Source organism: Reyranella sp., from assembly GCF_004296935.1.
GTDB lineage: Bacteria > Pseudomonadota > Alphaproteobacteria > Reyranellales > Reyranellaceae > Reyranella.
Genome location: NZ_SCVH01000032.1, coordinates 1 through 20,849, shown reverse-complemented (window position 1 = coordinate 20,849; position 20,849 = coordinate 1). Strand labels below are relative to the sequence as shown.

The following is a 20,849-nucleotide window of genomic DNA, read 5'->3' as shown; positions in this document are numbered from 1 at the left end:
CCATCGTGCCGAAAAGGGAGACCACCATGGAGCGCAAGCTGACCACCGTCGTCGCGATGGATGTTGTCGGATACAGCCGCCTTATGGAGGTCGACGAATCCGGCACGCTGCAGCGGCTCAAGGAAGTCTTCAGCGACGTCGTCAACCCAGCGGTCGGTCGCCACGGTGGCCGCATCGTAAAGCTGATGGGAGACGGCGCGCTGGCGGAATTTTCAAGCGTGGTCGATGCATTGCAGTGCGTGGTGGAGATCCAGCGTCAGCTCACCTCGCGCAACGCCGGCGCGGGGCAGACACGCCGGCTACAGCTCCGGATCGGTCTTCACCTCGGTGACATCATGCTCGAGGGAGGCGATATCTACGGCGACGGCGTCAACGTCGCCGCGCGCCTGGAAGGCTTGGCCGAACCGGGCGGCATCGTTCTGTCGAAGCAGGTCTATGATCATATCGGCGCCAAGGTGCCGGTACGGCTCGTCTCGCTCGGCGAGCAATCGGTCAAGAACATCAGCCGGCCGATCCATGCGTATCGGGTGGATTTCGGTTCCGACGAGGACGCCGCACATCTCGTCCGTTTCGGCGACTTCGAACTCGACACGGCTCATTTCGAGCTTCGCGAGAAGGGCGAGCGCGTTCCAATCGAACCTCAGGTGTTCGATCTTCTCGTGCTCCTCGCCCGCAACCCCAACCGGACCATCACGAAGGAGGAGATTTTCAGCGAGATCTGGGGCGACCGGATCGTCTCGGAATCGGCTTTGAGCAGCCAGATCAAGGCAGCTCGACGTGTCGTCGGAGACGATGGTGCCGCGCAGCACACCATCACGACAGTTCACGGCAGAGGCTTTCGCTTCGTCGCGCCGATTGCGAACACCCAGCCAGACGCTGCGCCCGGCGACTCGGCCAGTCCGGCGGCTTCGGCCAGGCCGACGGCGGCCGTACTTCCTTTCACGAATCTGAACGCGGACTCCTCGGAAGATTACCTGGCCGACGGCATCACCGAGGACATCACGACGTCACTGGCGAAGAACCGCTGGCTTACGGTGATTGCCCGCAATCCCGCCTTCGCTTTCCGCGGGTCGAAGGAGAGTATTCGGAGCATCGGACAGAAGCTCGGCGCCGACTATGTCGTTACGGGAAGCGTGCGCAAGGCAGGCTCGCGATTTCGGATTACCGTCCAGATCGCCGATGCCACAAGCGAGCAAAGCGTCTGGTCCGAGCGCTTCGATCGCGACACGGTGGATATCTTCGAACTCCAGGACGATATCTCTCACAATGTGGCGTCCCGGATCGAGGCCGAACTTGGCTTGGTGGAGCAGAAGAAGGCGGAGCGTCGCCCCCGCAAGAATCTCGGTGCCTGGGATCTCTATCAGCTCGGCCTTTCGGAGTTCTACAAATTCACACCTGAAGCCAACCGGAAGTGCCAGGAGTTTCTGCGAAGTGCCATCGAACTCGATCCCGGTCTGGCTTACGCCCATTCCAGGTTGGCCTACGCCATCGTCCTCAGCATGGTGTATTTCGATGCAGCGCCCGACGACGGCCGTATGGACGAAGCGCTACTCGCCGCGCAGCGCGGCATAGAGCTCGATGACCAGGATGCCAACGGCTTCTTCACGATAGGTCGCGTTCATCTTGCCCGTCGTGAATACGACAGGGCGATCGAGGCCCTCCAGCATGCCATTGGATTGAACCCCGCGCTCGCCGTCAGCTACTGCGGTCTGGGCGACTCCTACGCTTACGAGGGCCGGCTCGACGAAGCGATCAGTCAATTCGAGATCGCCATCCAGCTGAGCCCGCACGATCCCTTCCGCTGGGCTTTCTATTCCTACCGGTCGCTTGCCCACCTGTTCCGGGGCGAATACGCCGATGCCGCCTCATGGGCTCGCCAGTCGATTCAGTTGCCCAGAGCCCTGTATTGGGCCCACGCTCATCTGGTCTCGGCCCTCGGTCATATGGGCGACGAAAGCCAGGTGCGGTCCGCACTCGGGGACCTCAAGCGGATCAAGCCGGAATTCAGCGTCGGCTTCGCTCGCGAGCATCTGTTCTATCTCAAGCGGCCCGAGCAGATCGACATGTACCTCGACGGCCTGCGGAAGGCGGGCGTGTCGGAACAGTGAGACGCGCAATTTCACGCCAACCATAGTGACCACAGGAGATTGCCCATGAGTGCCGTTGCTGAAGACGCTGTCGGCCTCGATGCCGAGGCCCTCCGAGAGGAGATCAAGAGCAAGTACCGCGAGGTCGCGACCGACCCGCACGGCGTTCACCACTTCCACACCGGTCGCTTTCTGGCAAAGCATCTCGGATACGATGACGCGTTCGTCGCATCGTTGCCGGATGTCGCCGTGGAATCGTTCGCCGGCGTCGCAAATCCGTTGTCGCTTCGGCTGCTGGCGAAGGGCGAGCGTGTCGTCGATGTCGGATCGGGCGCAGGCTTCGATTCCCTTGTTGCGGCCCATCTGGTCGGCCCCGGTGGCAAGGTGATCGGCGTCGACATGACCGAGGAGATGCTGGCCAAGTCGCGATCGACCGCCCGCAAGCTCGCGCTGGGCAACGTCGAATTCCGCGAAGGTCTGGCAGAGCGTCTGCCGGTCGAAGACGGCTGGGCGGACGTGGTGATCAGCAACGGCGTCATCAACCTTTGCCCCGACAAGAAGACCGTGTTCTCGGAAATCTACCGCGTGCTGCGCCCTGGCGGCCGGCTCCAGTTCGCCGACATCGCGAACGGCAAACCCGTTCCCGAATCGGCGATGCGCATCGTCGATCTATGGACGGCTTGAATTGCCGGCGGTCTGCCGTGTGCAGCCTGGCAAAAGATGTTGGAAGACGCCGGCTTCGTGGACGTGCAGATCGGCCCGGCGGTCGACACCTTCAAGGGTGCGGGCGGCGAGGACAAGGCGCGGAAATTCGCCGTCTACGGATATCCGTTCATGGCGCGGAAGCCCGCCTGACGCGGCCGATGCCCGAATGCAGCGCATTCGCGCGCTTGACAAGGCCAACCGCCGGCTCAAAACTGCTCTAGACCGATCGGTCTAGAGGGAGAAAAAGCATGCGAATCGCAAAAGAACAAGTGGACGTCAGGATGGAAATTCCCGGCGCCGTCATTCGTCAGCGCAAGGATTTCGGTGACGTGAGCGGATACAGCAAGATCAGCGGCGAGTACTTCACCCTTGCTGCGGGCGTCGACACCACCCCCCTCTTCCAGGGACTGGAAGGAAACCTCTGCCAAAGTCCGCATTGGGGCTTCGTGCTGCGCGGTCAGCTCACCACGACCGATGCCGCCGGCAAGCAGGAGACGGTCAGCACCAACGATCTGTTCTACTGGCCGCCTGGGCACAATGTGAAGGTCGACGCGGACGCGGAGATCGTCATGTTCAGCCCCCAGCATGAGCACAGCCTCGTCATCGATCACATGATTGCGAAGACGCGGGGCTAGACTTGCTCCCCGGCACCCGGAGAGAATGTCGTTCCGGGCGCCGGAGCTGCGGTTAGCCCCAACCCAGCCCACACGATGTCGATGACGTTGCGATGACCCATTCAACCAAGCAACGCCTGATCGACACGGGCCTCAGCATGCTTCTGAAGCAGGGCTACAACAATCTGGGCATCCAGGCGCTGCTCACCGCCACGGGGACTCCCAAGGGCTCCTTTTACCACCACTTCGCGGACAAGGAGGATTTTGCGCTGGAGGTCATCGACGCCTACATAGCGCAAGTCCACGCGGGCCTTGGTGTCTGCCTCGGAGACAAGGAGCTGACGCCGCTCGCCCGGGTGCGTCGTTTTTTCGAGCAGACGCAGCAGTCGTACCAGAAGGATGGCTACATGGGCTGTCTCCTGGGAGGCCTGGGGCAGGAGCTATCGGGCGTCAGCGAGGTGTTCCGGCGAAAGATAGAGTGGTGCTTTTCCGCGATCGCCGACGCCTTGGCCACCTGCCTGGAGGAGGCCCGGCAGAGAGGCGAGATCTCGACCGCGTGCGATGTCCGGCAGATGGCGAATCTCCTGGTCGACTGTTGGGAGGGCGCGGCCCTGCGCAGCCGTCTACGGCGGAACCCCGAGTCGCTGAACGCGATGCTCGATTTCTATATCCGCTCCGTCGCTACCGCCTGACCGCGTCGGGCGTACCGCAGGGCTGTGCCTGTTGCCTGAACGGATTTGCGGCGTTCGCTCATGCTCCGTCTACTGATCTGCTCTTGAGGCATGGCTTTCGCGTCGCGGATTTTTCCGGCGAGGTGGCTGGCTCCACGGAAGCTCAATCGCTATGCATTCCGGCGTAATAAAACGGAGGAACGACCCGCCATGACCACGACCCGACGCACCCTGCTGCGCGTCACCGCCGGCCTCGCCCTAGCGCCCTCGATCGTTCGTGCACAAGGAAGTGCGGGGGCAGCCTGGCCCAACAAGCCGATCACGATCGTGGTGAATTTCCCGGCCGGTGGCCTCACCGACGGCATCGCCCGCGCCTTCGGCCAGCACGTCCAGCAGGCGACCGGCCAGCAGGTGATGATCGACAACAAGCCCGGCGCCAGCGGCAACATCGGTGCCGCCCAGGTCGCGCGGGCGCCGGCCGACGGCTACACCTTCCTGCATTCGGTCTCGAGCACGCTCGTCCAGAACCGCGTGATGTTCAAGACGCTGGGCTTCGATCCGGACAAGGATCTCACCATCATCTCGGGCACGTCCTCGGGCGTGCTGCCGGTCGTGGTGCACAAGTCGTTGCCGCCCGAGGTCAAGGACCTCAAGTCGTTCATCGAGTACGCCAAGGGCAAGAAGATCAACTTCGGCTCGTGGGCGCTGGGCTCGTCGGCCCACATCTTCGCCCAGGCGCTGAACGAGAAGTACGGCCTCACGATGGAAGTCGTCACCTACAAGGGCGAAGCGCCGATGTGGCAGGACATGGGTGCGGGCTCGCTGCAGGCGGCCATGGGCAGCCCGCAGGCGATGAATGCGCTGCTGTTGAAGGGCGATGTCCGCCCGATCGTGGCGCCTTCACGCGTGCGCTACGTCAAGCTGCCCGACGTGTCGACGTCTGTGGAGCAGGGCTTCACCGATCCGTCCTTCACGGTGCGCGGCTGGTTGGCGCTGGCGGCCCCGGCAGCCACGCCGAAGGAGATCGTCAAGAAGATGTCCGATCTGTGGGTCGGGGCGGCGGATTCCGAACCCGGCAAGAAGATGATGGACGGCTTCGGCCTTACCGAAAAGCCGCTCAATCACGAAGAGGTCATGAAGGACTACGAGGTCCTGAAGGCCACCGTGATCCCGCGCCTCGTGGCACTCGGCCTCAAGCCGGAGTAACCACCGGTTTCAGCGTCTCCGTCATCCAGCGCGCGAGGCCGGTTATCCGCGCATCCTCGTGCTGCTGGCCCATGAGCTGGACACCGACCGGCATGCCGCCGACGCTCATCAGCGGCACGGTCACCACGGGCGCGAACAGCATCGAGCTCGGCGCGTTGAAGACGAAGTCGCCGGTCGGCCGCGGCGCCAGCGGCTGACCGGGAACGTCGCCCGACCAAAGCGGCGCGGGGCCGGGACAGGCGAGCGTGATCGCCGCGTCCGCCAGCGGCGCCAGGGTGGCGTGGGTGTGCTGGGCCGTCTCGCGGGCAAGAAGCGCCATGCGATAGTCGTCCGGCGTCATTGCCTCGGCCTTCGCCAGTGTCGCCTTCGCGCGTTCGCTGACGCCGGCCGGATCGTTGTCGACGATGCCGCGCTGGTACCAGCGATTCTCCCAGCTCGTGACGCCGTTGCACACCGCGCGGCCGTTGGCGATCGACTGTTCGAGCGCCTCGACCCAGGGATGGTCCTTGCGCCGGATCAGCGTGACGCCGGCATCGCGGAGCTGCTTCAGCACCGTCTCGAAGCCCGCCTTGGTCGCCTCGTCGACGATCGACCAGCCCTCGGTCTCAAGCACGATCAGCCGGTTGGGCCTGGTCGCGGCCGGCAGGGTGGAGGGACCCACCAGGCCGGCATGGCCGCGATCGCCGCCGGCGCGGTTGGCGATCTCGATCGCCACCTGCCACATGTCTTCGAGGCAGCCGGCATGCGGGCCGTGCGTGCTCATGCTGGTCGCCTGGCGCTCGCCGCGATTGAGGCCGCCCTGCGTGGGCTTCAGCGCGAAGTTCCCGCAATAGGCGGCAGGCCGGATGATCGAGCCGCCGACCTGGGTGCCGATCGCGGCCGGCACCATGCGTGCGCCGACAGCGGCCGCCGAGCCCGAGGACGAGCCGCCCGGCGTGCGGGCCGGATCGAACGGGTTGGTCGTCGGCCCCGGGTGCGAGCCGCCCAGCTCGGCCGTGACGGTCTTCGCCAGGATGACGGCACCGGCCTGCCGCAACGCCCAGACCGCCGCATTGTCGCGTTTGGGAAAGTTGCCCTTGAAAGCCTGGCAGCCCATTTGCGTCGGCATGTCCCTGGTCTCGAGCAGATCTTTTATGGCGACGGGCATGCCGTCGATGGGCGAGAGCGGCTTGCCGGATTTCCAGCGCGCCGTGCTGGCGTCGGCGACGGCGCGGGCGCCCGTCTCGTTGATCGCCGTAAAAGCCTTCACCACGGGCTCGCGGCTCGCAATCGTCTCCAGGCAGCGCTCGAGATAGGCGCGCGGCGTGTCGCTGCCGTCGGCAAAGCGCGGCGTCGCATCATGGAAGGTGAGCGGCTTGTAAGCCTGGTACGCGGTCATGGCTCGGCTGATCCTCAGGTCGATACTTTTGGGACCATAGCACTCTTCAGCGCGCCAACCCGGCCATGACGATGTCGAGGCCGGCGCGGAATTCCTTGTCGGCGCCCAGCTTGGCGGCGGCGCCGGCAATCTCGATCAGGCGGGGGAAGCGGTCGGCCGGCAGTGCCTGGGCGCGGGCGACGTCCTGCTGATCCTCGTCGGGTGTCAGCGGATCGGAAAGCTGGGCCTGCGCGAAACCCATGACGAAGCCCGAGACGGTGCGGAAGGCCACGAGCAGGTCGACACCCGACCGTCCGCTGCGTGCCAGGGCGCGCAGCAGCGCCTCGGCCCAGTCGAGCGTGGTCTCGTGCAACGTGCGTCGGGTGAGGACGAGCGGGATGACGTTGGGATGGCAGCGCACGGTGCGCCAGGTCGCCTCGACGATTGCCCGCACGTCGCGCTGCCACTCACCGCTGTCGCGCGGCAGCTTGACCTCGGCCATCACCCCTTCGACGACCAGCGCGTCGAGATCGCCGCGGTCGCGCACGTAGTTGTAGAGCGTCATCGGCCCGGTTCCGAGGGTGGCCGCCAGCGTCCGCATCGACAGCGCCCCCAGGCCATCCCTGTCGACCAGTGCCAGGGCGGCGGTCTGGAGTTGGGCACGGGTGAACTTGGCTTTGGGCGGCATGGCATTCCTTGACAACGTACATTGTACGTAATACGTCCCGACTTGGACGTACACCGTACCTCAAGGAGGCCGACATGACCATTCGCACGACATTCCGCTCGGGCAAGGAGGATTGCGCTGCCTGGCTCACCCTGCCGGCGGGCGAGGGCGCGCATCCGGTGGTGCTGCTGATCCATGGCGGCGGCGCCACCCATGCGATGATGCTCGGACAGTACGAACGCTGGTTCTCCGAGGCCGGCCTCGCGGTGCTGGCCTTCGACTTTCGTCATCTGGGCGAATCCGGAGGCACGCCGCGCCAGCTCATGAGCCTGCGCCGCTACTTCGAGGACATCGATGCGGCGCTCGCCTTCATCCGGACCCGGCCGGAACTCGATCCGTCGCGCGTCGCGCTCTGGGGCACGTCGTTCGGCGCCAGCCACGTGGTGGCGACGGCGGCGCGCCGGCGCGACATCGCCGCCGCCGTGGTGCAATGCCCGATCCTGCAGGGCCGGGCGCCGGCCCTGGCGGCGGGGCTGCTGCATCTGGCGCGGTTCACCGGGCCCATCGTCTCCGACCTGGTGCGGGGCGCGCTGGGGCTCGGCCGGCGTTATGTCTCGATCGTCGGGCGGCCGGGCGAACTCGCCTTCGTCACCCAGCCCGGCGCCTACGAGGGCTGGATGTCGGTGGTGCCGGCGGGCGTCGTGTTCGATGGCCGCATCACGGCGGGGGCAGGGCTCTCGATGCTGTTCTACGATGCCGCGGCGAAAGCGCGGCAGGTGCGGTGTCCGCTGCTGGTCTGCATCAGCGACCGCGAGAACCTGATGAACCCCGCCATCGCGGCCCGGGTTGCCCGCGCCGCGCCGCGTGGGATCGCCATTCACTATCCGACGGACCATTTCGAGGTCTATCACCCACCCTTCGTCGAGCGGATCGTGGCCGATCAGATTGCCTTCCTCGTGCGACATCTCGATCCCGGACGATGACTGGCCGCGATGATGGGCCGCGATAACGACAGGCGCGACGTTCGCCGCATGACGCGCTAGGCTGGCGCGGACGCGGGAGGAACCTCGATGACCTTTGCCGGCATGAATTACCTGGCCATCCTGATCGCGGCGGCAGCGGGCTTTGCTTTCGGCGCCGTCTACTACATGTCGCTGTCCAGGCAGTGGCTCGCCGCTGTCGGCAAGACCAAGGAAGACATTGCCGGCAAGCGTTCGCCAACGCCGTTCATCATCTCGATCGTGGCGCTGGTCGTGATGGCCTGGATCCTGGCCGGCGGCATCGGCCATCTCGGTCCGGGCCAGGTGACCTTGAAGAACGGCGTCATCTCCGCCCTGCTCATGTGGGTGGGCTTCGTCGCCACCACCGTGGCGGTGAACAACGCCTTCGGCGGCCGCAAGCCGATGTTGAGCGTGATCGACGGAATCCATTGGCTGGGTGTGCTCGTCATACAAGGCGCCATCATCGGCGCGATGGGTATCTGAGACGGGCGTTTGAAAGGCGGCAGCATGTCCACGAAGCGTCCCCGGATCGAAGGTTTTGCCATCGTTTCCCTCGAGGGAATGATCGCGGGCTCCGACAGTTCGTTTCCCGAGGTCCTGAAAATTCCGGCCGACCAGGAATTCTACCAGGCCTCGCTCGACCGGGCCTCGGCGGTCGCCAACGGCCGCCACTCGGCCGAGGGCGGGCCCAAGGAGGCGGCACGCCGCCGGATCCTGCTGACCCGGCGGGTGCAACGGCTCATGGTCGACCCGAACAATCCGAAGGCGGTGTTGTGGAATCCGGCAACGGCGCCGTTCGACGAGGCCTGGCAGCGGCTGGGCGTCGACGACGGCATGCTGGCGGTGGTGGGCGGCACCGACGTGTTCGGCCTCTTCCTCAGTATCGGCTACGACGCGTTCTTCCTGACGCGTGCCCAGGCGAGCGTGCCGCGCGGCCGGCCGGTGTTCCCCGGCGTCGGCAAGGGCACGACGCCGGAGGACGTGCTCACCCAGCATGGCCTTGTCCTGCGCAAGTCGCGTGTGCTCGATCCCGCGACCGGCACCGTGCTCGAGGAGTGGGGGCCGAAGGGCTGAGAAACCGCCCCTAGAACTCCACCACCAGCCCGTCGTGGGCCGCCTCGCAGGCGATCTCGCCCTGGCGGCCGAGCAGCTCGGCGCTCATGTGGGTGACGATGGTACGCCTGGCCCCGATGTCGGGCAGGCGCTTCATGAGCGTGGTGTAGTCGACGTGGTACTTCATCACCTTGTCGAAGAAATAGGCCTCGCAGATGAAGAGGTCGGCATCGCGGCCGGCAGGAATCAGCTCGTCGACCCATTCGGTGTCGCCGGAATAGGTGAGCACCTTGTCCTCGGTCTCGATGCGAAGTGCGTAGGACGGCGCACCGCTGAAATGCTTCATCAGGTAGGGCGTGACGGCAAGCCCGTTCAGCTCGGCCCGGTGGTGCAGTTCTAGCTCGCGGATTTTCAGCTCGAACTTGCGCGGGGACTTGGTCGAGCCCGCGAACATCGCCTCCATGACGATCATCAGCCGCTCCTCGAAGCCGGGCGGGCCGGCCAGCAGCAGCGGCGCGGTGCGGCGGCTTACGAGCTGGGCATCGAGCAGGAAGAAGGGCAGGCCGGCGAAGTGATCGCCGTGCAGGTGACTCACCAGCACAGTCGAGACGGCGTTGGGCTCGACGCCCCATTTGCGGATCGCCACCATCGAGGAGGCGCCGCAATCGATCAGCACGTTGCCCTCGGCGGCGCGCTCGAGATGGAAGCAGGTGTTGAAGCGGCCGCCGCTGCCGAAAGCGTCGCCGGAGCCCAGGAACTGGAGTCGCATCGGCCCGTTACGGCGCCTGTTCCAGGCTCGACACCTCGTTGGTGAGCGTGGTGCGGCGCATGTCGCGGACTTCCGTGGGATCGTAGCGCCGCGCGCGGTGCATGGTGACGCGGTTGTCCCACATCACGAGGTCGAATGGCTTCCAGACATGGGCATAGACGAACTGGCGCTGCGTGGCGTGCTCGGTGAGGTCGCGCAGGAAGGCGCGCGCCTCGGGGACGGGCCAGCCTTCGATGCCGCCGGCGTGGGAGGCGAGATAGAGCGAGAGCCGGCCGGTGGCGGGATGGCGCCGCACCAGGCGCTGGCGCACCGGCGCCCATTTCTGGCGCTCGGCCTCGGTGAACTCCTCGAAACCCAGCATGCCACGGGAATAGATCTGGCTGTGCAGGCAGACGAGGTCGTGCACCTCGCGCTTTGCCACCTCGTCGAGTGCATCGTAGGCGGCGCGCATGTCGGCGAACTCGGTGTTGCCGCCAGTCGCCGGGATCTGCCGTGCCGACAGCAGCGAATATTTGGCTGGCACGTCCTTGAACGAGCTGTCGGAGTGCCACAACAGGTTGCCGAGCCCGAACAGGCGGCGGCGGTCGTCGCGGGCGACCACCTTGCCATGCTTGTCGAGGTTGGAGATGTCGTTGACGTCCATGCTGAGCCGGCGTTCCTCCGGCGCCGCGATGTCGCCGGTCGCCGTCTCCAGCGGCCCGAGCTGGCGGCTGAAGGCGAGCTGCTGGTCGTCGGTGAGGTGCTGGTCGTGGAACACCAGCACGCCGAAACGGTCCATGCCGGCGTGGATGGCGGCCACTTCCGCGTCGGACAGGCGGCGGGTGAGGTCGATGCCGGAGACTTCGCCCGCGAAGAAGGCGCGAGAGACCGGATCGATGGGTTTGATGTCGATGGTCATGGCGCCAGTCTAGCCTGCCGGGCGCTCCTTGGGCAGCGCCGACCATTCGCGAAACAGGCGGCCGTTATCCTGGTCGAAATGCTCGTCCAGCACCTTGGAGGACTGGATGCGCTCGACGCGGAAATTCCGGTAGTCGGCTCGGAGCTCGCACCACGCCCCGACCAAGGTGACGTCGACGTAATAGGCCATGGCGATCGGCCAGATCGTGCGGTTGCTGCGCCGGCCCTTTTCATCGGCATAGGCGATATGGAATTTTCGAGAATCGCGGATTGCTGCCCGCAGTTCGGCCATATCGACGGCCTCGGCGGTGACGGCGTCACCTTCGGAGACGAAGATCGGCGAGGAGACCAGTGAGGTGCGAAGTGCCTCGGGCAGCACCGTCGTGACCTTGGCCAGTACGGTTTCGGCCGCCTCCTGCAGCTTGGGATCGCGCAGCCGGCGGACCATCCGGGCGCCGACGGCAATGGCCTCCACTTCGTCGATGCTGAACATCAGCGGCGGCAGGTCGAAGCCCTTGCGCAGCACGTAGCCAACCCCGGCCTCGCCATCGATCGGCACGCGGCGGGCCTGCAGCGTGGCCACGTCGCGATAGATGGTGCGGGGCGTCACCTCGAGCCGCGCCGCCAGCATCGCCGCGGTCACGACTCCGGGGCTGCCACGCAGGATCTGGATGATGTCGAACAGGCGATCGGAGCGGCGCATTTCTCCACCTTTTCAATAGCCTAACACTCCTGACACAACGTTGTCAGGAGGCCTTCCCTAGACTTCAGGCATGGACCCCACCGCCCGGCAAATCTGGCTCGGAATGCTGCTGATCACCGCCTCATCGGTCGTGTTCAGCACCGCCGGGCTCTTCACCCGCCTGATCGACCTCGACGCCTGGACGATGCTGTTCTGGCGCGGCCTGTTCGCCGGGCTGTTCATTGCGGGCTTCCTGTTCTGGCGCGAGGGGCGGGGCGCGATCGCCGCGCTCCGCGCCATCGGCCGCGACGGTGTGCTGGTGACCGTGTGTTCGGCGCTGGCCACGGTGTGCTTCATCAATGCCCTCAAACTCACGAGCGTGGCCGACGTGCTGGTGATCGGTGCGACCGCGCCGTTCCTGACGGCAGCACTTGCCTGGGCCTTCATCGGCGAGCGCGAGGACCTGGTGACGCTGCTCGCAAGCCTGGTGGCGGTGCTGGGCGTCGTGGTCATGGTCGGTGCCGCGCTGGAAGAGGGACGCCTGCTGGGCGACTTGCTGGCGCTCGGGATGACAGGGTTCCTGTCGCTGATGATGGTGATCCTGCGCAAGCGGCGCTCCATCGACATGGTGCCGGCGACCGGCTTGTCGGCCTTTCTTTGCGCCCTGATCGTGCTGCCCTTCGCCCATCCGGTGGCCGTCGACGGCATGAACTTCGTGCTGCTTGTCCTGTTCGGCTCGGTCCAATTCGGCCTCGGCCTCCTTCTGCTCACGTTGGGGAGCCGACTGATCTCGGCGACCCGCACTGCGCTGATCAGCGTGCTCGATACGCCGTTGGCGCCGCTCTGGGTGTGGCTGGCGTTTGGCGAGGTGCCGGCGGCGGCGACCCTGGCCGGCGGTGCGATCGTGATGGTGGCGGTGGTGGGCGACATGTTGCTGCCGCGCCGGCATCTCCTCTTGACTCGCGGAGCCTGGGGATAGATATTTGAACAGTTGTTCAAATGTCCAAAGCCAAGAAACCCGCCTTTTCCGACGACGATGCCACCGCGCTGGCCGACCTGTTCCGCCTGCTGGGCGATCCCAGCCGGCTGCGCATCGTCGTTTCCTGCCTGCGCACGCCGCTCGCCGTCTCCGACATCGCCGACAGGCTTGGGCTGTCCGTGTCGCTGGTCAGCCACCATCTGCGGCTGCTGAAGGGCGCGCGGCTGGTGCGGGCCGAGCGGCAGGGCAAGCAGGTCTTCTACGGCGCCGACGACGCCCATGTCCGGCGCATGGTCGAGGACATGGTCACCCACATCAGGGAGCATTGAGATGAGCGCCCATTGCTGCGATCACGGCCACGAGAATGCCAACGCTGCCGCGGCATCGCCGGTCTACCGGCGTATCCTGTGGGTGGCGCTGGCGGTGAACCTCGCGATGTTCGCGGTCGAGATCGGCGCCGGCCTCGCCGCGCAGTCGTCCTCGCTTCTGGCCGATTCGCTCGACTTCCTGGGCGATAGCGCCAACTACGGCCTCAGCCTGTTCGTGCTGGGCATGGCGCTGCACTGGCGCGCGCGCGCCTCGCTGATCAAGGCGGCCAGCATGGCGGCGTTCGGTCTGTGGGTCGCTTATGTCACCATCGGCCATGCACTGGCCGGCACGGTGCCTTCTGCGCCGGTCATGGGCGTGGTCGGCGCGCTGGCGTTTGCGGCCAACCTCGGCGTGGCGTTCCTGCTCTATCGCTGGCGCGAGGGCGACAGCAACATGCGCTCGGTGTGGCTGTGCACACGCAACGACGCGATCGGCAATCTCGCAGTGCTAGCGGCGGCGGCGGGCGTGTTCGGCTCGGGCGCCGGCTGGCCCGACTACATTGTGGCCGCTGTCATGTCGGGCCTCGCTTTGACGGGCGCGGTCCAGGTTGCGCGCCATGCCCTCGGCGAGCTGCGGGAGCCTCAGGCCGCCGGCAGCTTGTAGCCCTCGAACTGCTTGCGCAGCGCTGTCTTCAGGATCTTGCCGGTGGCGCCGTGCGGAATGGCGTCGATGAACTGAACATCGTCGGGCATCCACCACTTGGCGATCTTGCCGTCGAGGAACTTCAGCACGTCGGCCTTGCTCACCTCGGCCTCGGGCCGGCGCACCACGATCAGCAGCGGACGCTCGTCCCACTTCGGGTGAGGCACGCCGATCACCGCGGCCTCGGCCACGCCGGGGCAGCCCATGGCGGCATTCTCGAGGTCGATCGAGGAGATCCACTCACCGCCCGACTTGATCACGTCCTTGGAGCGGTCGGTGATGACGACCGAGCCGTCGGACTCGATCTTGCAGACATCGCCGGTCTGGAACCAGTCGTCGGCGCCGAACTGGCTCTTGCCCTCGCCCTTCATGTAGCCCGAGACGATCCACGGTCCGCGCACCACCATGTTGCCCGAGACGCTGCCGTCGAGCGGCAGGTCCTGGCCGGCGTCGTCGACGATCTTCATCTCGACACCGAACACAGGCCGGCCCTGCTTGGCGGTGATGGCGAAGCGCTCGGTGTCGGGCAGGTCGCGTTCGCCCCGGTTGAAGCGGGTCAGCGTGCCGAGCGGGCTCATCTCGGTCATGCCCCAGCCCTGCGCCACCTCGACCTGGTGCTCCTTCCAGAAGCGCTCGATCATGGCGATCGGCACGGCCGAGCCGCCGATCAGCGAGCGCTTGACCGACGACATCTTGAGCTTGTTCTGGGCGCAGTAGTCGAGCAGCGCGAGCCACACCGTGGGCACGCCGGCGCTGAGCGTCACCTGTTCCTTGTCGAGCAGCTCGTAGATGCTGGCGCCGTCGAGCTTGAAGCCGGGAAACACCAGCTTGGCGCCGCAGATCGGGCCGGCATAGACGAGGCCCCAGGCGTTGGCGTGGAACATCGGCACCACCGGCAGGATGGTGGTGTCCGGCGTCATCGCCAGCACCGGGCCGGAGCACATCATCATCGAGTGGATCACGGTCGAGCGGTGCGAATAGAGCACGCCCTTGGGATTGCCGGTCGTGCCCGAGGTGTAGCAGAGCGATGAGGCCGTGCGCTCGTCGAAGACGGGCCATTTCAGCGTGCCGGGCTTGTCGGCGATCAGCTCCTCGTAGCACAGCAGCTTGGGAATCTTGCTCGAGGCCGGCATATGGGCGCGGTCAGTCATGACCACGACGTGCTTCACCGTCTTGAGGTTCTCCCACACGCCCTCGACGATCGGCAGCAGGTTGAGGTCGACGAAGATGATCTGGTCCTCGGCATGGTTGGCGATATAGGCCACATGCTCGGGTGCCAGGCGGGGGTTCAGCGTGTGCAGCACCGCGCCGATGCCGGAGATGCCGAAATAGAGCTCGAAATGGCGGTAGCTGTTCCAGGCGATGGTGCCGACGCGATCGCCGAGCTTGATGCCCAACCCCTGCAGTGCCTCGGCCAGTTTCTTGGCGCGCTTATGGGCGTCGCGATAGCCGTAGCGGTGGATCGGCCCCTCGACCGTGCGCGAGACGATCTCGACCTCGGGATAGGCGGCGGCGGCGAAGTCGATGATCTGCGAGATCAGCAGTGGGCGATCCTGCATCAGGCCGAGCATGGCATTTCCTCTTCGTTTCTTAGGTGCGCCGCTCCAGATGAAGACTCCTGAGCGACGACAGCGTCTTGATATCCGCTTCTAGACCGAGACCCTGCCCGCCGGGAAGGGACACGCAGCCGTCGCGCACGGTCAAAACGTCGCCCAGCAGACCTTCGCGCAGTGGATTGGGGTTGGCATCGACTTCCAGCAGGCCGGGACCGCGCACGGCGGCCAGCAGGTGGAGCGAATGGAGGAGCCCGATCGCGCCGCCCAGGAAGTGCGGGCAGTAGGTCCGTCCGGCGGCCAGCGCCGCGCGTGCCACGGGCAGGCAACCGGAATGACCACCCCATTTGGCGGCGTCAGGCTGGATCACGCCGAACAGGCCGGAGTCGATCATTTCCTGGAAGGGGCCGGCGCCGCGCAGGTTCTCGCCGCCGGCGAGCTGCGTCGGCGCCGCGGCGGCGACCTGCGTCCACTCGGCCGCCGGCCGGTCGGCCAGCAGCGGCTCTTCGATCCAGTGCAGGCCGAACTCTCCGAGCTTCGGCGCCAGGACGCAGGCGGTACGGAGATCCCAGCCTTGGTTGACATCGACCATCAGCCGCTCGCCGGCCTTCAGTTCCCGGGCAACCGGCCGCAGCGAGCCGAGATCGGTCTCCTCGCCGAAGCCGATCTTGATCTTGTAGGCGCGATAGCCCGCTGCCCGCATGCGGTCGACCGTGTCGTGAGCGGCGCGGCCGGGATTGAGACCGGAGGCGTACACCGGCACCGGTGAGTCGTCGCTGCCGCCGAGCGCCCGCCACAGCGGCAGCCCGCGCTTGCGGGCGCGCAAATCGTGGATCGCGAGGTCGAGCCCGGCCGCCGCGGCTGAGAGAGCGCCGGCATCGCCACTCTGCACGCGCAGCACATGGAGCGCGCGGTCGAGCTCGCTCCATAGCGCCACGGGATCGTCGAGGGACTTGCCCAACACGCGCGGCGCCACGATGTCGGCAAACAGTAGCGCGCGGTGTTCGGCGGCGGCATTGGGGAAGTTGCACCAGATCTCGCCCCAGCCGCGCGCGCCGTCGGAATCCTCGGCGTGCACGAACACCGCCACCCGCTCGGTCATGATGCCGAAGGAGGTGCGGACGGGTTCCTTGACGGGCGTGCGAAAGACGTGGGCTTCGACGCGGGCGAGCGTCGCGTTCATTCCGCCGCTTGCTGGTCGGCGTCGTTCAGCACGTCGTAGTTCCGCTTGAGGTACCAGGTCATGTAGTCGCTGTACCAGGTCGTCGGGTATTTCGGCGGCTTGTCGGGTCCGACAGTGGTCGGCACGGCAGCGACCGGCCAGTCGATGCCGCTGTCGCAGAAGAACGGGAGCGCATAGCGTTCGCCGCCGCTCTTGTTGATGGCGCGGTGCGGCGTCGCCAGGAACAGATCGTTGGTATAGCGCTGCAGCATCTGTCCGCCGTTCACGACATAGGCATTGTCGATCGCGGGCGCGTCGATCCAGTTGCCGCTCTGCGTGCGGATCGACAGGCCCTGCACCTTGTTGGGTGCCAGGAGGGTCAGGAAGCTCGTGTCGGTATGCGGCGCCAGGCCGAATTCGTCGTCGACGGGGCCTTCCTGCGGCGGATAGTGCGTCATCCGCATGGAGAACATCGGCTCGGAAAAGGCCGTGTCGAAATAGTTGGCCGGCAGGTCGAGCGCGCGGGCGTAGAGCCGCACCATCTTCTGCACCAGCCGCTCCATCTCGTCGCAATAGCCGACCACGGTGTCGCGGAAGCCCGGCAGGTCGGGCCAGCGGTTGAGCCCACGGAAGCGGCGGCCCGACAGCACGTCGGGGTGGTCCGGCGCCATCTCGCGCTTGACGAAGAAGGCCTCGTTGAGATTGGCCTTGGTGCCGGCCTGCACGGTCGAGGTGCGCAGCGTATTGCCGCGCATCGGCAGGTAGCCGGTATTGTGCTGGTCGAGCTTGAGCTCGAGCTTCTTCTCGACCGGCTGTTCGTGGAAGCGCTTCACCTCGGCGAACATGGCCGCGATCTTCTCGCGGGCAATGCCATGGTTGACGATGAAGTAGAAGCCGATCTCGGTCAGCGCGAAGCGGAGCTCCTTCGCGGTGCGGTCCATCGCGCCCGGCTCGCCGGCGAGATAGGGCCCGAGATCGATGACGGGTATGGTTTCGGTGGCCATGGCCTGCTCCTGTCCGGTGCAAAGGGCGATCCGCGGAATCCCGCAGCGCTCCAGCCTTCCCCTTCGCAGTCGAACTGAACGATACTGCCGCAAGAGGCCGGGGGTCCAGCCGGCAGGAGGCGAAAGGTCCGATGAGCGAACACTACGTGCTGAACATCCAGTCGAGCCTGACACTGGCGCAGGCCGAGCGGATGATCGATGGCGCGCTCGCCGCCGCCCGAGCCGCCGAACTCCTGCCGCTCACGGTGGCGGTCCTCGATTCGGGCGGCCAGCTCGTTGCCTTCAAGCGCGAGGACGGTTGCGGCGTGCTGCGCTTCGACATCGCTTTCGGCAAGGCCTGGGGCGCACTCGGCATGGGGATCTCCAGCCGCACGATCCGCGATCGCCTCGGCAACCGCCCGGCCTTTCAGGCGGCACTGGCAGCGGCGTCCGATGGCCGTTTCGTGCCGGTGCCGGGCGGCGTGCTGGCGCTCGGCGCCGGGCGCACGGTCGTGGGCGCGATCGGCATCAGCGGCGACGCCTCCGATCGCGACGAATATGCGGCGATCATGGGCGTGCAGGCGGCCGGCCTTGCCTCCCATCCGGAGGCGCCGGCCGAGAACTGGCAATCCGCCGGCCTCTGAGCCGATGCGGCAATCAACGACAATACGGGAGGAAGCCTTGCGCCGTCGCACACTGATCGTCTCTTCAACTGCCGTTCTCGCCGCTCCGTTCGCGGCGCGCGCCCAGGCATGGCCGTCGCAGCCGGTGCGCCTGGTCGTGGCCTTTCCGCCGGGCGGCCCCACCGATGTCTATGGCCGGCTGTTCGGCGAGCGCCTCGGCCGCGCCCTCGGCCAGCCCGTCGTGGTCGACAACAAGGCCGGCGCGGCCGGCGTGATCGGCACGCTGGGCGTCGCCCGCTCGAAGCCCGACGGCTACACGCTGGTCTTCGGCACCGCCTCGACGCAGACGCTCTATCCCTCGATGACGGCCAAGCCGGACTATGACGTGTTGAAAGACTTCGCCTACATCGCCCATGTCGGCGGTGGGCCGGCGGCCTTCGTCGGAGGCCTGGCGCAGCCCGATACGCTGAAGGGCCTGCTGGATGCAGCGCGCGCGAAACCCGGAACGTTGAGCTACGGCTCGCCGGGCTCCGGCACGCTTCTCCATCTGACGACCGAGCGCCTGAAGGCGGCCGCCGGTGGCGTGCAGATCACCCATGTGCCCTATCGCGGCAGCGGTCCGGCGATGAACGATCTGCTGAGCGGTCAGATCGCCATGATGGCGACCACGCTGGGCAGTGCGCTGCCGCTTCACAGATCGGGCAAGGCGCGGATGCTCGCAGTCGCCACGGCGAGCCGCCCCATGCTGGCGCCCGAGGTGCCGACGGTGTCCGAGACGCTGGGCGGAGTGCCGTTCGAAGCCGTGCTGTGGCATTGCCTGGCTGGTCCGGCGGGGTTGTCGCCGGAGGTGGTGGCGCGTCTTGCTGCGGCGACGCGGGAGACGATGAACGATCCCGCGCTCCTCAAGGCGCTGGCCGAACAGGGCATCGTTCCCGTGATCGACTCGACGCCGGACTCCACCCTGGCCTACGTGCGCGCCGAGACGGAGCGCTGGGCGCCGATCGTCAAGGCAGCCGGCATAAAGCTGGAATAGACGGGAGCCACCCATGATCTTCGGCATGTTGGCGTTGGTCGCGGCGGCGCTCTTCGCCGGAGCTGCATTCTACATAAGCTTCGCCGAACAGCCGGCGCGGCTCGGCCTCGACGATCGCGCGGGCCTTGTGCACTGGAAGCCGGCCTATGCGCGCGGCTACACCATGCAGGCGAGCCTGGCCGTGATCGGCTTCCTGTTCGGTGTGGCGGCGTGGTGGGCGACCGGCGAGGTGCTGTGGCTGGCGGGCGCCGTCGTGCTGGTGACCAACTGGCCCTACACGCTCCTGATCATCATGCCGGTGAACCGCGAACTCGAGGCGATCGTGCCCGACGACGCCGGGCCCGCGAGCCGGATCCTGTTGACGCGGTGGGGCCACCTGCATCTCAGGCGCACGATGCTGGGCGGGCTCGCGACCGTGCTCTATCTGTGGGCGGCGCTCACCTAGGCCGTCGGCAGCTTGTAGTCCTTGAAGGTCTCGCGGAGTTTGGTCTTCAGGATCTTGCCGGTGGCGGTGTGGGGGATGGCGTCGACGAACTGGACGTCGTCGGGCAGCCACCATTTGGCGACCTTGGTGCCCAGGAACTCGATCAGCTCTTTCTTGTCGACCTGCGTGTCGGGCTTCCGGTGCACGATCAGCAGTGGACGCTCGTCCCACTTGGGATGGGCGACGCCGATCACCGCGGCCTCGGCCACGCCGGGATGGGCCATGGCGGCGTTCTCGAGGTCGATCGAGCTGATCCACTCGCCGCCCGACTTGATCACGTCCTTGGAACGGTCGGTGATCTGCATGTAGCCGTCAGCATCGATCGTGGCGACGTCGCCGGTCGCGAACCAGCCGCCTTCCCTGAGCACCTTGCCGCCTTCGCCCCTGAAGTAGCCCGAGGTGATCCAGGGACCGCGCACCAGAAGGTCGCCGAAGGCCTTGCCGTCGCGCGGCAGCTCCTTGCCCGCATCGTCGACGATCATCATGTCGACGCCGAACGGCGGCCGGCCCTGCTTCAGGCGGAGCGCGAGCAGGTCGGCGGCCGGGAGCTTGAGGTGCTTCTCCTTGGGATGGTTCACGGTGCCGAGCGGACTCATCTCGCTCATGCCCCAGGCATGCAGCACCTCCACGCCGAATTCCCTGTCGAACGTCTCGATCATGGCGGGCGGCGCCGCCGAGCCGCCGATCACGGCGTACTTGAGCGTCGAGAGCTTGAGCTTGTTGGCCTGCATGTGATTGAGAAGCGCGAGCCAGACGGTGGGAACGCCGGCGGTGAAGGTCACGCGCTCCTTCTCGAACAGCTCGTAGAGGCTCGCACCGTCGAGCGCCACGCCGGGGAAGACGAGCTTGGCGCCGGCCAGCGCGCCGGAGTAGGGCAATCCCCAGGCATTGACATGGAACATCGGCACCACCGGCAGAACGACGGCCCGCGCCGAAATGCCGAGCGTGTCGGGAAGCGCACTGCCATAGGCATGCAGGATGGTCGAGCGGTGCGAGTAGAGCACGCCCTTGGGGTTGCCCGTGGTGCCCGAGGTGTAGCAAAGCGACGAGGCCGTGCGCTCGTCGAACTCCGGCCACTCGAAAGTGCCGGGCTTGCCCGCGATCAGCTCTTCGTAGACCAGCAGGTTGGGGATCTTGCAGTCCTTGGGCAGATGCGCACGGTCGGTCATGGCCACGACGTGGCGTACGCCCTTGAGTTCGGGCAGCAGCTTCTCGACCGCCGGCAGGAGATTGAGATCGACGAACAGGATCTGGTCGTCGGCGTGATTGACGATGTAGACGATCTGCTCGGGGAACAGGCGCGGGTTAATGG

At 66.4% G+C, this 20,849-nt stretch carries 24 protein-coding genes; 15 read left to right on the top strand and 9 right to left on the bottom strand.

Annotation, left to right across the window (positions count from 1 at the left end; translation table 11 throughout):
- Nucleotides 1-26: 26 nt before the first annotated feature.
- From EPO55_RS04280 to EPO55_RS04255, 6 genes are all read left to right on the top strand, one after another.
- Nucleotides 27-2,108, top strand: coding sequence for a winged helix-turn-helix domain-containing protein (locus EPO55_RS04280; protein ID WP_296335201.1), 2,082 nt, complete (start codon nucleotides 27-29; stop codon nucleotides 2,106-2,108).
- Nucleotides 2,109-2,153: 45 nt separating this feature from the next.
- Entirely contained in the window at nucleotides 2,154-2,771 is a 618-nt protein-coding gene (locus tag EPO55_RS04275) for a methyltransferase domain-containing protein (RefSeq protein ID WP_296335200.1), read from the top strand.
- Between the two features lie 36 nt (nucleotides 2,772-2,807).
- A complete protein-coding gene (locus EPO55_RS04270) occupies nucleotides 2,808-2,942 on the top strand; it encodes a hypothetical protein (protein ID WP_296335199.1) in 135 nt (44 codons plus the stop codon).
- Nucleotides 2,943-3,040: 98 nt separating this feature from the next.
- Nucleotides 3,041-3,427 carry a hypothetical protein gene (locus EPO55_RS04265; RefSeq protein WP_296335198.1) on the top strand — a complete coding sequence of 129 codons (387 nt, stop codon included), beginning with the start codon at nucleotides 3,041-3,043 and terminating at the stop codon, nucleotides 3,425-3,427.
- A 92-nt stretch (nucleotides 3,428-3,519) separates the two neighbouring features.
- Complete coding sequence (locus EPO55_RS04260; protein WP_296335197.1) at nucleotides 3,520-4,098, top strand: TetR/AcrR family transcriptional regulator; 579 nt, start codon at nucleotides 3,520-3,522, stop codon at nucleotides 4,096-4,098.
- A 189-nt stretch (nucleotides 4,099-4,287) separates the two neighbouring features.
- A complete protein-coding gene (locus EPO55_RS04255; RefSeq protein WP_296335196.1) occupies nucleotides 4,288-5,283 on the top strand; it encodes a tripartite tricarboxylate transporter substrate binding protein in 996 nt (331 codons plus the stop codon).
- Here the strand turns inward: EPO55_RS04255 and EPO55_RS04250 are convergent.
- Together EPO55_RS04250 and EPO55_RS04245 are read right to left on the bottom strand one after the other, a co-directional pair.
- On the bottom strand, nucleotides 5,270-6,661 hold the full coding sequence (locus EPO55_RS04250) for an amidase (protein WP_296335195.1): 1,392 nt from the start codon (nucleotides 6,659-6,661) through the stop codon (nucleotides 5,270-5,272). The two genes, EPO55_RS04255 and EPO55_RS04250, sit on opposite strands and share 14 nt — an antisense overlap.
- A gap of 46 nt (nucleotides 6,662-6,707) precedes the next feature.
- Nucleotides 6,708-7,328, bottom strand: a complete 621-nt coding sequence (locus EPO55_RS04245; RefSeq protein ID WP_296335194.1) for a TetR/AcrR family transcriptional regulator C-terminal domain-containing protein — start codon at nucleotides 7,326-7,328, stop codon at nucleotides 6,708-6,710.
- 74 nt (nucleotides 7,329-7,402) lie between these two features.
- Between EPO55_RS04245 and EPO55_RS04240 the strand changes: the two genes are divergently transcribed.
- The 3 genes from EPO55_RS04240 to EPO55_RS04230 all read left to right on the top strand — a co-directional run bounded on the left by EPO55_RS04240 (nucleotide 7,403) and on the right by EPO55_RS04230 (nucleotide 9,382).
- Nucleotides 7,403-8,290, top strand: a complete 888-nt coding sequence (locus tag EPO55_RS04240; RefSeq protein WP_296335193.1) for an alpha/beta fold hydrolase — start codon at nucleotides 7,403-7,405, stop codon at nucleotides 8,288-8,290.
- Nucleotides 8,291-8,377: 87 nt separating this feature from the next.
- On the top strand, nucleotides 8,378-8,791 hold the full coding sequence (locus EPO55_RS04235; protein ID WP_296335192.1) for a DUF1761 domain-containing protein: 414 nt from the start codon (nucleotides 8,378-8,380) through the stop codon (nucleotides 8,789-8,791).
- A 24-nt stretch (nucleotides 8,792-8,815) separates the two neighbouring features.
- Nucleotides 8,816-9,382: a dihydrofolate reductase gene (locus EPO55_RS04230; RefSeq protein WP_296335191.1), complete on the top strand. Its 567-nt coding sequence runs from the start codon at nucleotides 8,816-8,818 to the stop codon at nucleotides 9,380-9,382.
- Nucleotides 9,383-9,392: 10 nt separating this feature from the next.
- Here EPO55_RS04230 and EPO55_RS04225 read toward each other — a convergent pair whose 3' ends face one another.
- The 3 genes from EPO55_RS04225 to EPO55_RS04215 are packed head-to-tail and all read right to left on the bottom strand — an operon-like array spanning nucleotide 9,393 to nucleotide 11,730.
- Entirely contained in the window at nucleotides 9,393-10,130 is a 738-nt protein-coding gene (locus EPO55_RS04225) for an MBL fold metallo-hydrolase (RefSeq protein ID WP_296335190.1), read from the bottom strand.
- 7 nt (nucleotides 10,131-10,137) lie between these two features.
- A complete protein-coding gene (locus EPO55_RS04220; protein ID WP_296335189.1) occupies nucleotides 10,138-11,028 on the bottom strand; it encodes a TauD/TfdA family dioxygenase in 891 nt (296 codons plus the stop codon).
- Nucleotides 11,029-11,037: 9 nt separating this feature from the next.
- On the bottom strand, nucleotides 11,038-11,730 hold the full coding sequence (locus tag EPO55_RS04215; protein WP_296335188.1) for a YafY family protein: 693 nt from the start codon (nucleotides 11,728-11,730) through the stop codon (nucleotides 11,038-11,040).
- A gap of 70 nt (nucleotides 11,731-11,800) precedes the next feature.
- On the opposite strand from EPO55_RS04215, the gene EPO55_RS04210 reads away from it, so the two are divergent.
- The 3 genes from EPO55_RS04210 to EPO55_RS04200 are packed head-to-tail and all read left to right on the top strand — an operon-like array spanning nucleotide 11,801 to nucleotide 13,660.
- Nucleotides 11,801-12,688, top strand: coding sequence for a DMT family transporter (locus tag EPO55_RS04210; RefSeq protein WP_296335187.1), 888 nt, complete (start codon nucleotides 11,801-11,803; stop codon nucleotides 12,686-12,688).
- A 20-nt stretch (nucleotides 12,689-12,708) separates the two neighbouring features.
- Nucleotides 12,709-13,017, top strand: a complete 309-nt coding sequence (locus EPO55_RS04205; protein WP_296335186.1) for a metalloregulator ArsR/SmtB family transcription factor — start codon at nucleotides 12,709-12,711, stop codon at nucleotides 13,015-13,017.
- Between the two features lies 1 nt (nucleotide 13,018).
- The gene (locus tag EPO55_RS04200) at nucleotides 13,019-13,660 is read left to right on the top strand and encodes a cation transporter (protein WP_296335185.1); all 642 of its coding nucleotides are present in this window, start codon (nucleotides 13,019-13,021) and stop codon (nucleotides 13,658-13,660) included.
- On the opposite strand, the gene EPO55_RS04195 is transcribed toward EPO55_RS04200, so the two are convergent.
- Genes EPO55_RS04195 through EPO55_RS04185 form a run of 3 tightly spaced genes read right to left on the bottom strand, consistent with a single transcriptional unit; the run spans nucleotide 13,639 to nucleotide 17,418 of the window.
- Nucleotides 13,639-15,270, bottom strand: coding sequence for a long-chain-fatty-acid--CoA ligase (locus EPO55_RS04195; protein WP_296335184.1), 1,632 nt, complete (start codon nucleotides 15,268-15,270; stop codon nucleotides 13,639-13,641). The genes EPO55_RS04200 and EPO55_RS04195 overlap by 22 nt on opposite strands.
- Nucleotides 15,271-15,289: 19 nt before the next feature.
- Complete coding sequence (locus EPO55_RS04190) at nucleotides 15,290-16,435, bottom strand: mandelate racemase/muconate lactonizing enzyme family protein (RefSeq protein WP_296335183.1); 1,146 nt, start codon at nucleotides 16,433-16,435, stop codon at nucleotides 15,290-15,292.
- Nucleotides 16,432-17,418 carry a 2-oxoglutarate and iron-dependent oxygenase domain-containing protein gene (locus EPO55_RS04185; RefSeq protein WP_296335182.1) on the bottom strand — a complete coding sequence of 329 codons (987 nt, stop codon included), beginning with the start codon at nucleotides 17,416-17,418 and terminating at the stop codon, nucleotides 16,432-16,434. The genes EPO55_RS04190 and EPO55_RS04185 overlap by 4 nt, the downstream gene beginning before the upstream one ends.
- Before the next feature lie 131 nt (nucleotides 17,419-17,549).
- Here EPO55_RS04185 and EPO55_RS04180 point away from each other — a divergent pair, with 131 nt between their 5' ends.
- The 3 genes from EPO55_RS04180 to EPO55_RS04170 are packed head-to-tail and all read left to right on the top strand — an operon-like array spanning nucleotide 17,550 to nucleotide 19,498.
- Nucleotides 17,550-18,041: a heme-binding protein gene (locus EPO55_RS04180; RefSeq protein WP_296335180.1), complete on the top strand. Its 492-nt coding sequence runs from the start codon at nucleotides 17,550-17,552 to the stop codon at nucleotides 18,039-18,041.
- A gap of 37 nt (nucleotides 18,042-18,078) precedes the next feature.
- Nucleotides 18,079-19,053 carry a tripartite tricarboxylate transporter substrate binding protein gene (locus tag EPO55_RS04175; RefSeq protein ID WP_296335178.1) on the top strand — a complete coding sequence of 325 codons (975 nt, stop codon included), beginning with the start codon at nucleotides 18,079-18,081 and terminating at the stop codon, nucleotides 19,051-19,053.
- 16 nt (nucleotides 19,054-19,069) lie between these two features.
- A complete protein-coding gene (locus tag EPO55_RS04170; RefSeq protein ID WP_296335208.1) occupies nucleotides 19,070-19,498 on the top strand; it encodes a DUF1772 domain-containing protein in 429 nt (142 codons plus the stop codon).
- Here EPO55_RS04170 and EPO55_RS04165 read toward each other — a convergent pair.
- Nucleotides 19,495-20,849, bottom strand: a 1,355-nt coding sequence (locus EPO55_RS04165) for a long-chain-fatty-acid--CoA ligase (RefSeq protein ID WP_296335177.1), incomplete at its 5' end; no start/stop codon positions are given. The genes EPO55_RS04170 and EPO55_RS04165 overlap by 4 nt on opposite strands.

Bases quoted from the DNA above. Each gene is read 5' to 3' on its own strand.
- EPO55_RS04280 (WP_296335201.1), top strand. From the start codon at position 27: ATGGAGCGCAAGCTGACCACCGTCGTCGCGATGGATGTTGTCGGATAC.
- EPO55_RS04275 (WP_296335200.1), top strand. From the start codon at position 2,154: ATGAGTGCCGTTGCTGAAGACGCTGTCGGCCTCGATGCCGAGGCCCTC.
- EPO55_RS04270 (WP_296335199.1), top strand. From the start codon at position 2,808: ATGTTGGAAGACGCCGGCTTCGTGGACGTGCAGATCGGCCCGGCGGTC.
- EPO55_RS04265 (WP_296335198.1), top strand. From the start codon at position 3,041: ATGCGAATCGCAAAAGAACAAGTGGACGTCAGGATGGAAATTCCCGGC.
- EPO55_RS04260 (WP_296335197.1), top strand. From the start codon at position 3,520: ATGACCCATTCAACCAAGCAACGCCTGATCGACACGGGCCTCAGCATG.
- EPO55_RS04255 (WP_296335196.1), top strand. From the start codon at position 4,288: ATGACCACGACCCGACGCACCCTGCTGCGCGTCACCGCCGGCCTCGCC.
- EPO55_RS04250 (WP_296335195.1), bottom strand. From the start codon at position 6,661: ATGACCGCGTACCAGGCTTACAAGCCGCTCACCTTCCATGATGCGACG.
- EPO55_RS04245 (WP_296335194.1), bottom strand. From the start codon at position 7,328: ATGCCGCCCAAAGCCAAGTTCACCCGTGCCCAACTCCAGACCGCCGCC.
- EPO55_RS04240 (WP_296335193.1), top strand. From the start codon at position 7,403: ATGACCATTCGCACGACATTCCGCTCGGGCAAGGAGGATTGCGCTGCC.
- EPO55_RS04235 (WP_296335192.1), top strand. From the start codon at position 8,378: ATGACCTTTGCCGGCATGAATTACCTGGCCATCCTGATCGCGGCGGCA.
- EPO55_RS04230 (WP_296335191.1), top strand. From the start codon at position 8,816: ATGTCCACGAAGCGTCCCCGGATCGAAGGTTTTGCCATCGTTTCCCTC.
- EPO55_RS04225 (WP_296335190.1), bottom strand. From the start codon at position 10,130: ATGCGACTCCAGTTCCTGGGCTCCGGCGACGCTTTCGGCAGCGGCGGC.
- EPO55_RS04220 (WP_296335189.1), bottom strand. From the start codon at position 11,028: ATGACCATCGACATCAAACCCATCGATCCGGTCTCTCGCGCCTTCTTC.
- EPO55_RS04215 (WP_296335188.1), bottom strand. From the start codon at position 11,730: ATGCGCCGCTCCGATCGCCTGTTCGACATCATCCAGATCCTGCGTGGC.
- EPO55_RS04210 (WP_296335187.1), top strand. From the start codon at position 11,801: ATGGACCCCACCGCCCGGCAAATCTGGCTCGGAATGCTGCTGATCACC.
- EPO55_RS04205 (WP_296335186.1), top strand. From the start codon at position 12,709: ATGTCCAAAGCCAAGAAACCCGCCTTTTCCGACGACGATGCCACCGCG.
- EPO55_RS04200 (WP_296335185.1), top strand. From the start codon at position 13,019: ATGAGCGCCCATTGCTGCGATCACGGCCACGAGAATGCCAACGCTGCC.
- EPO55_RS04195 (WP_296335184.1), bottom strand. From the start codon at position 15,270: ATGCTCGGCCTGATGCAGGATCGCCCACTGCTGATCTCGCAGATCATC.
- EPO55_RS04190 (WP_296335183.1), bottom strand. From the start codon at position 16,435: ATGAACGCGACGCTCGCCCGCGTCGAAGCCCACGTCTTTCGCACGCCC.
- EPO55_RS04185 (WP_296335182.1), bottom strand. From the start codon at position 17,418: ATGGCCACCGAAACCATACCCGTCATCGATCTCGGGCCCTATCTCGCC.
- EPO55_RS04180 (WP_296335180.1), top strand. From the start codon at position 17,550: ATGAGCGAACACTACGTGCTGAACATCCAGTCGAGCCTGACACTGGCG.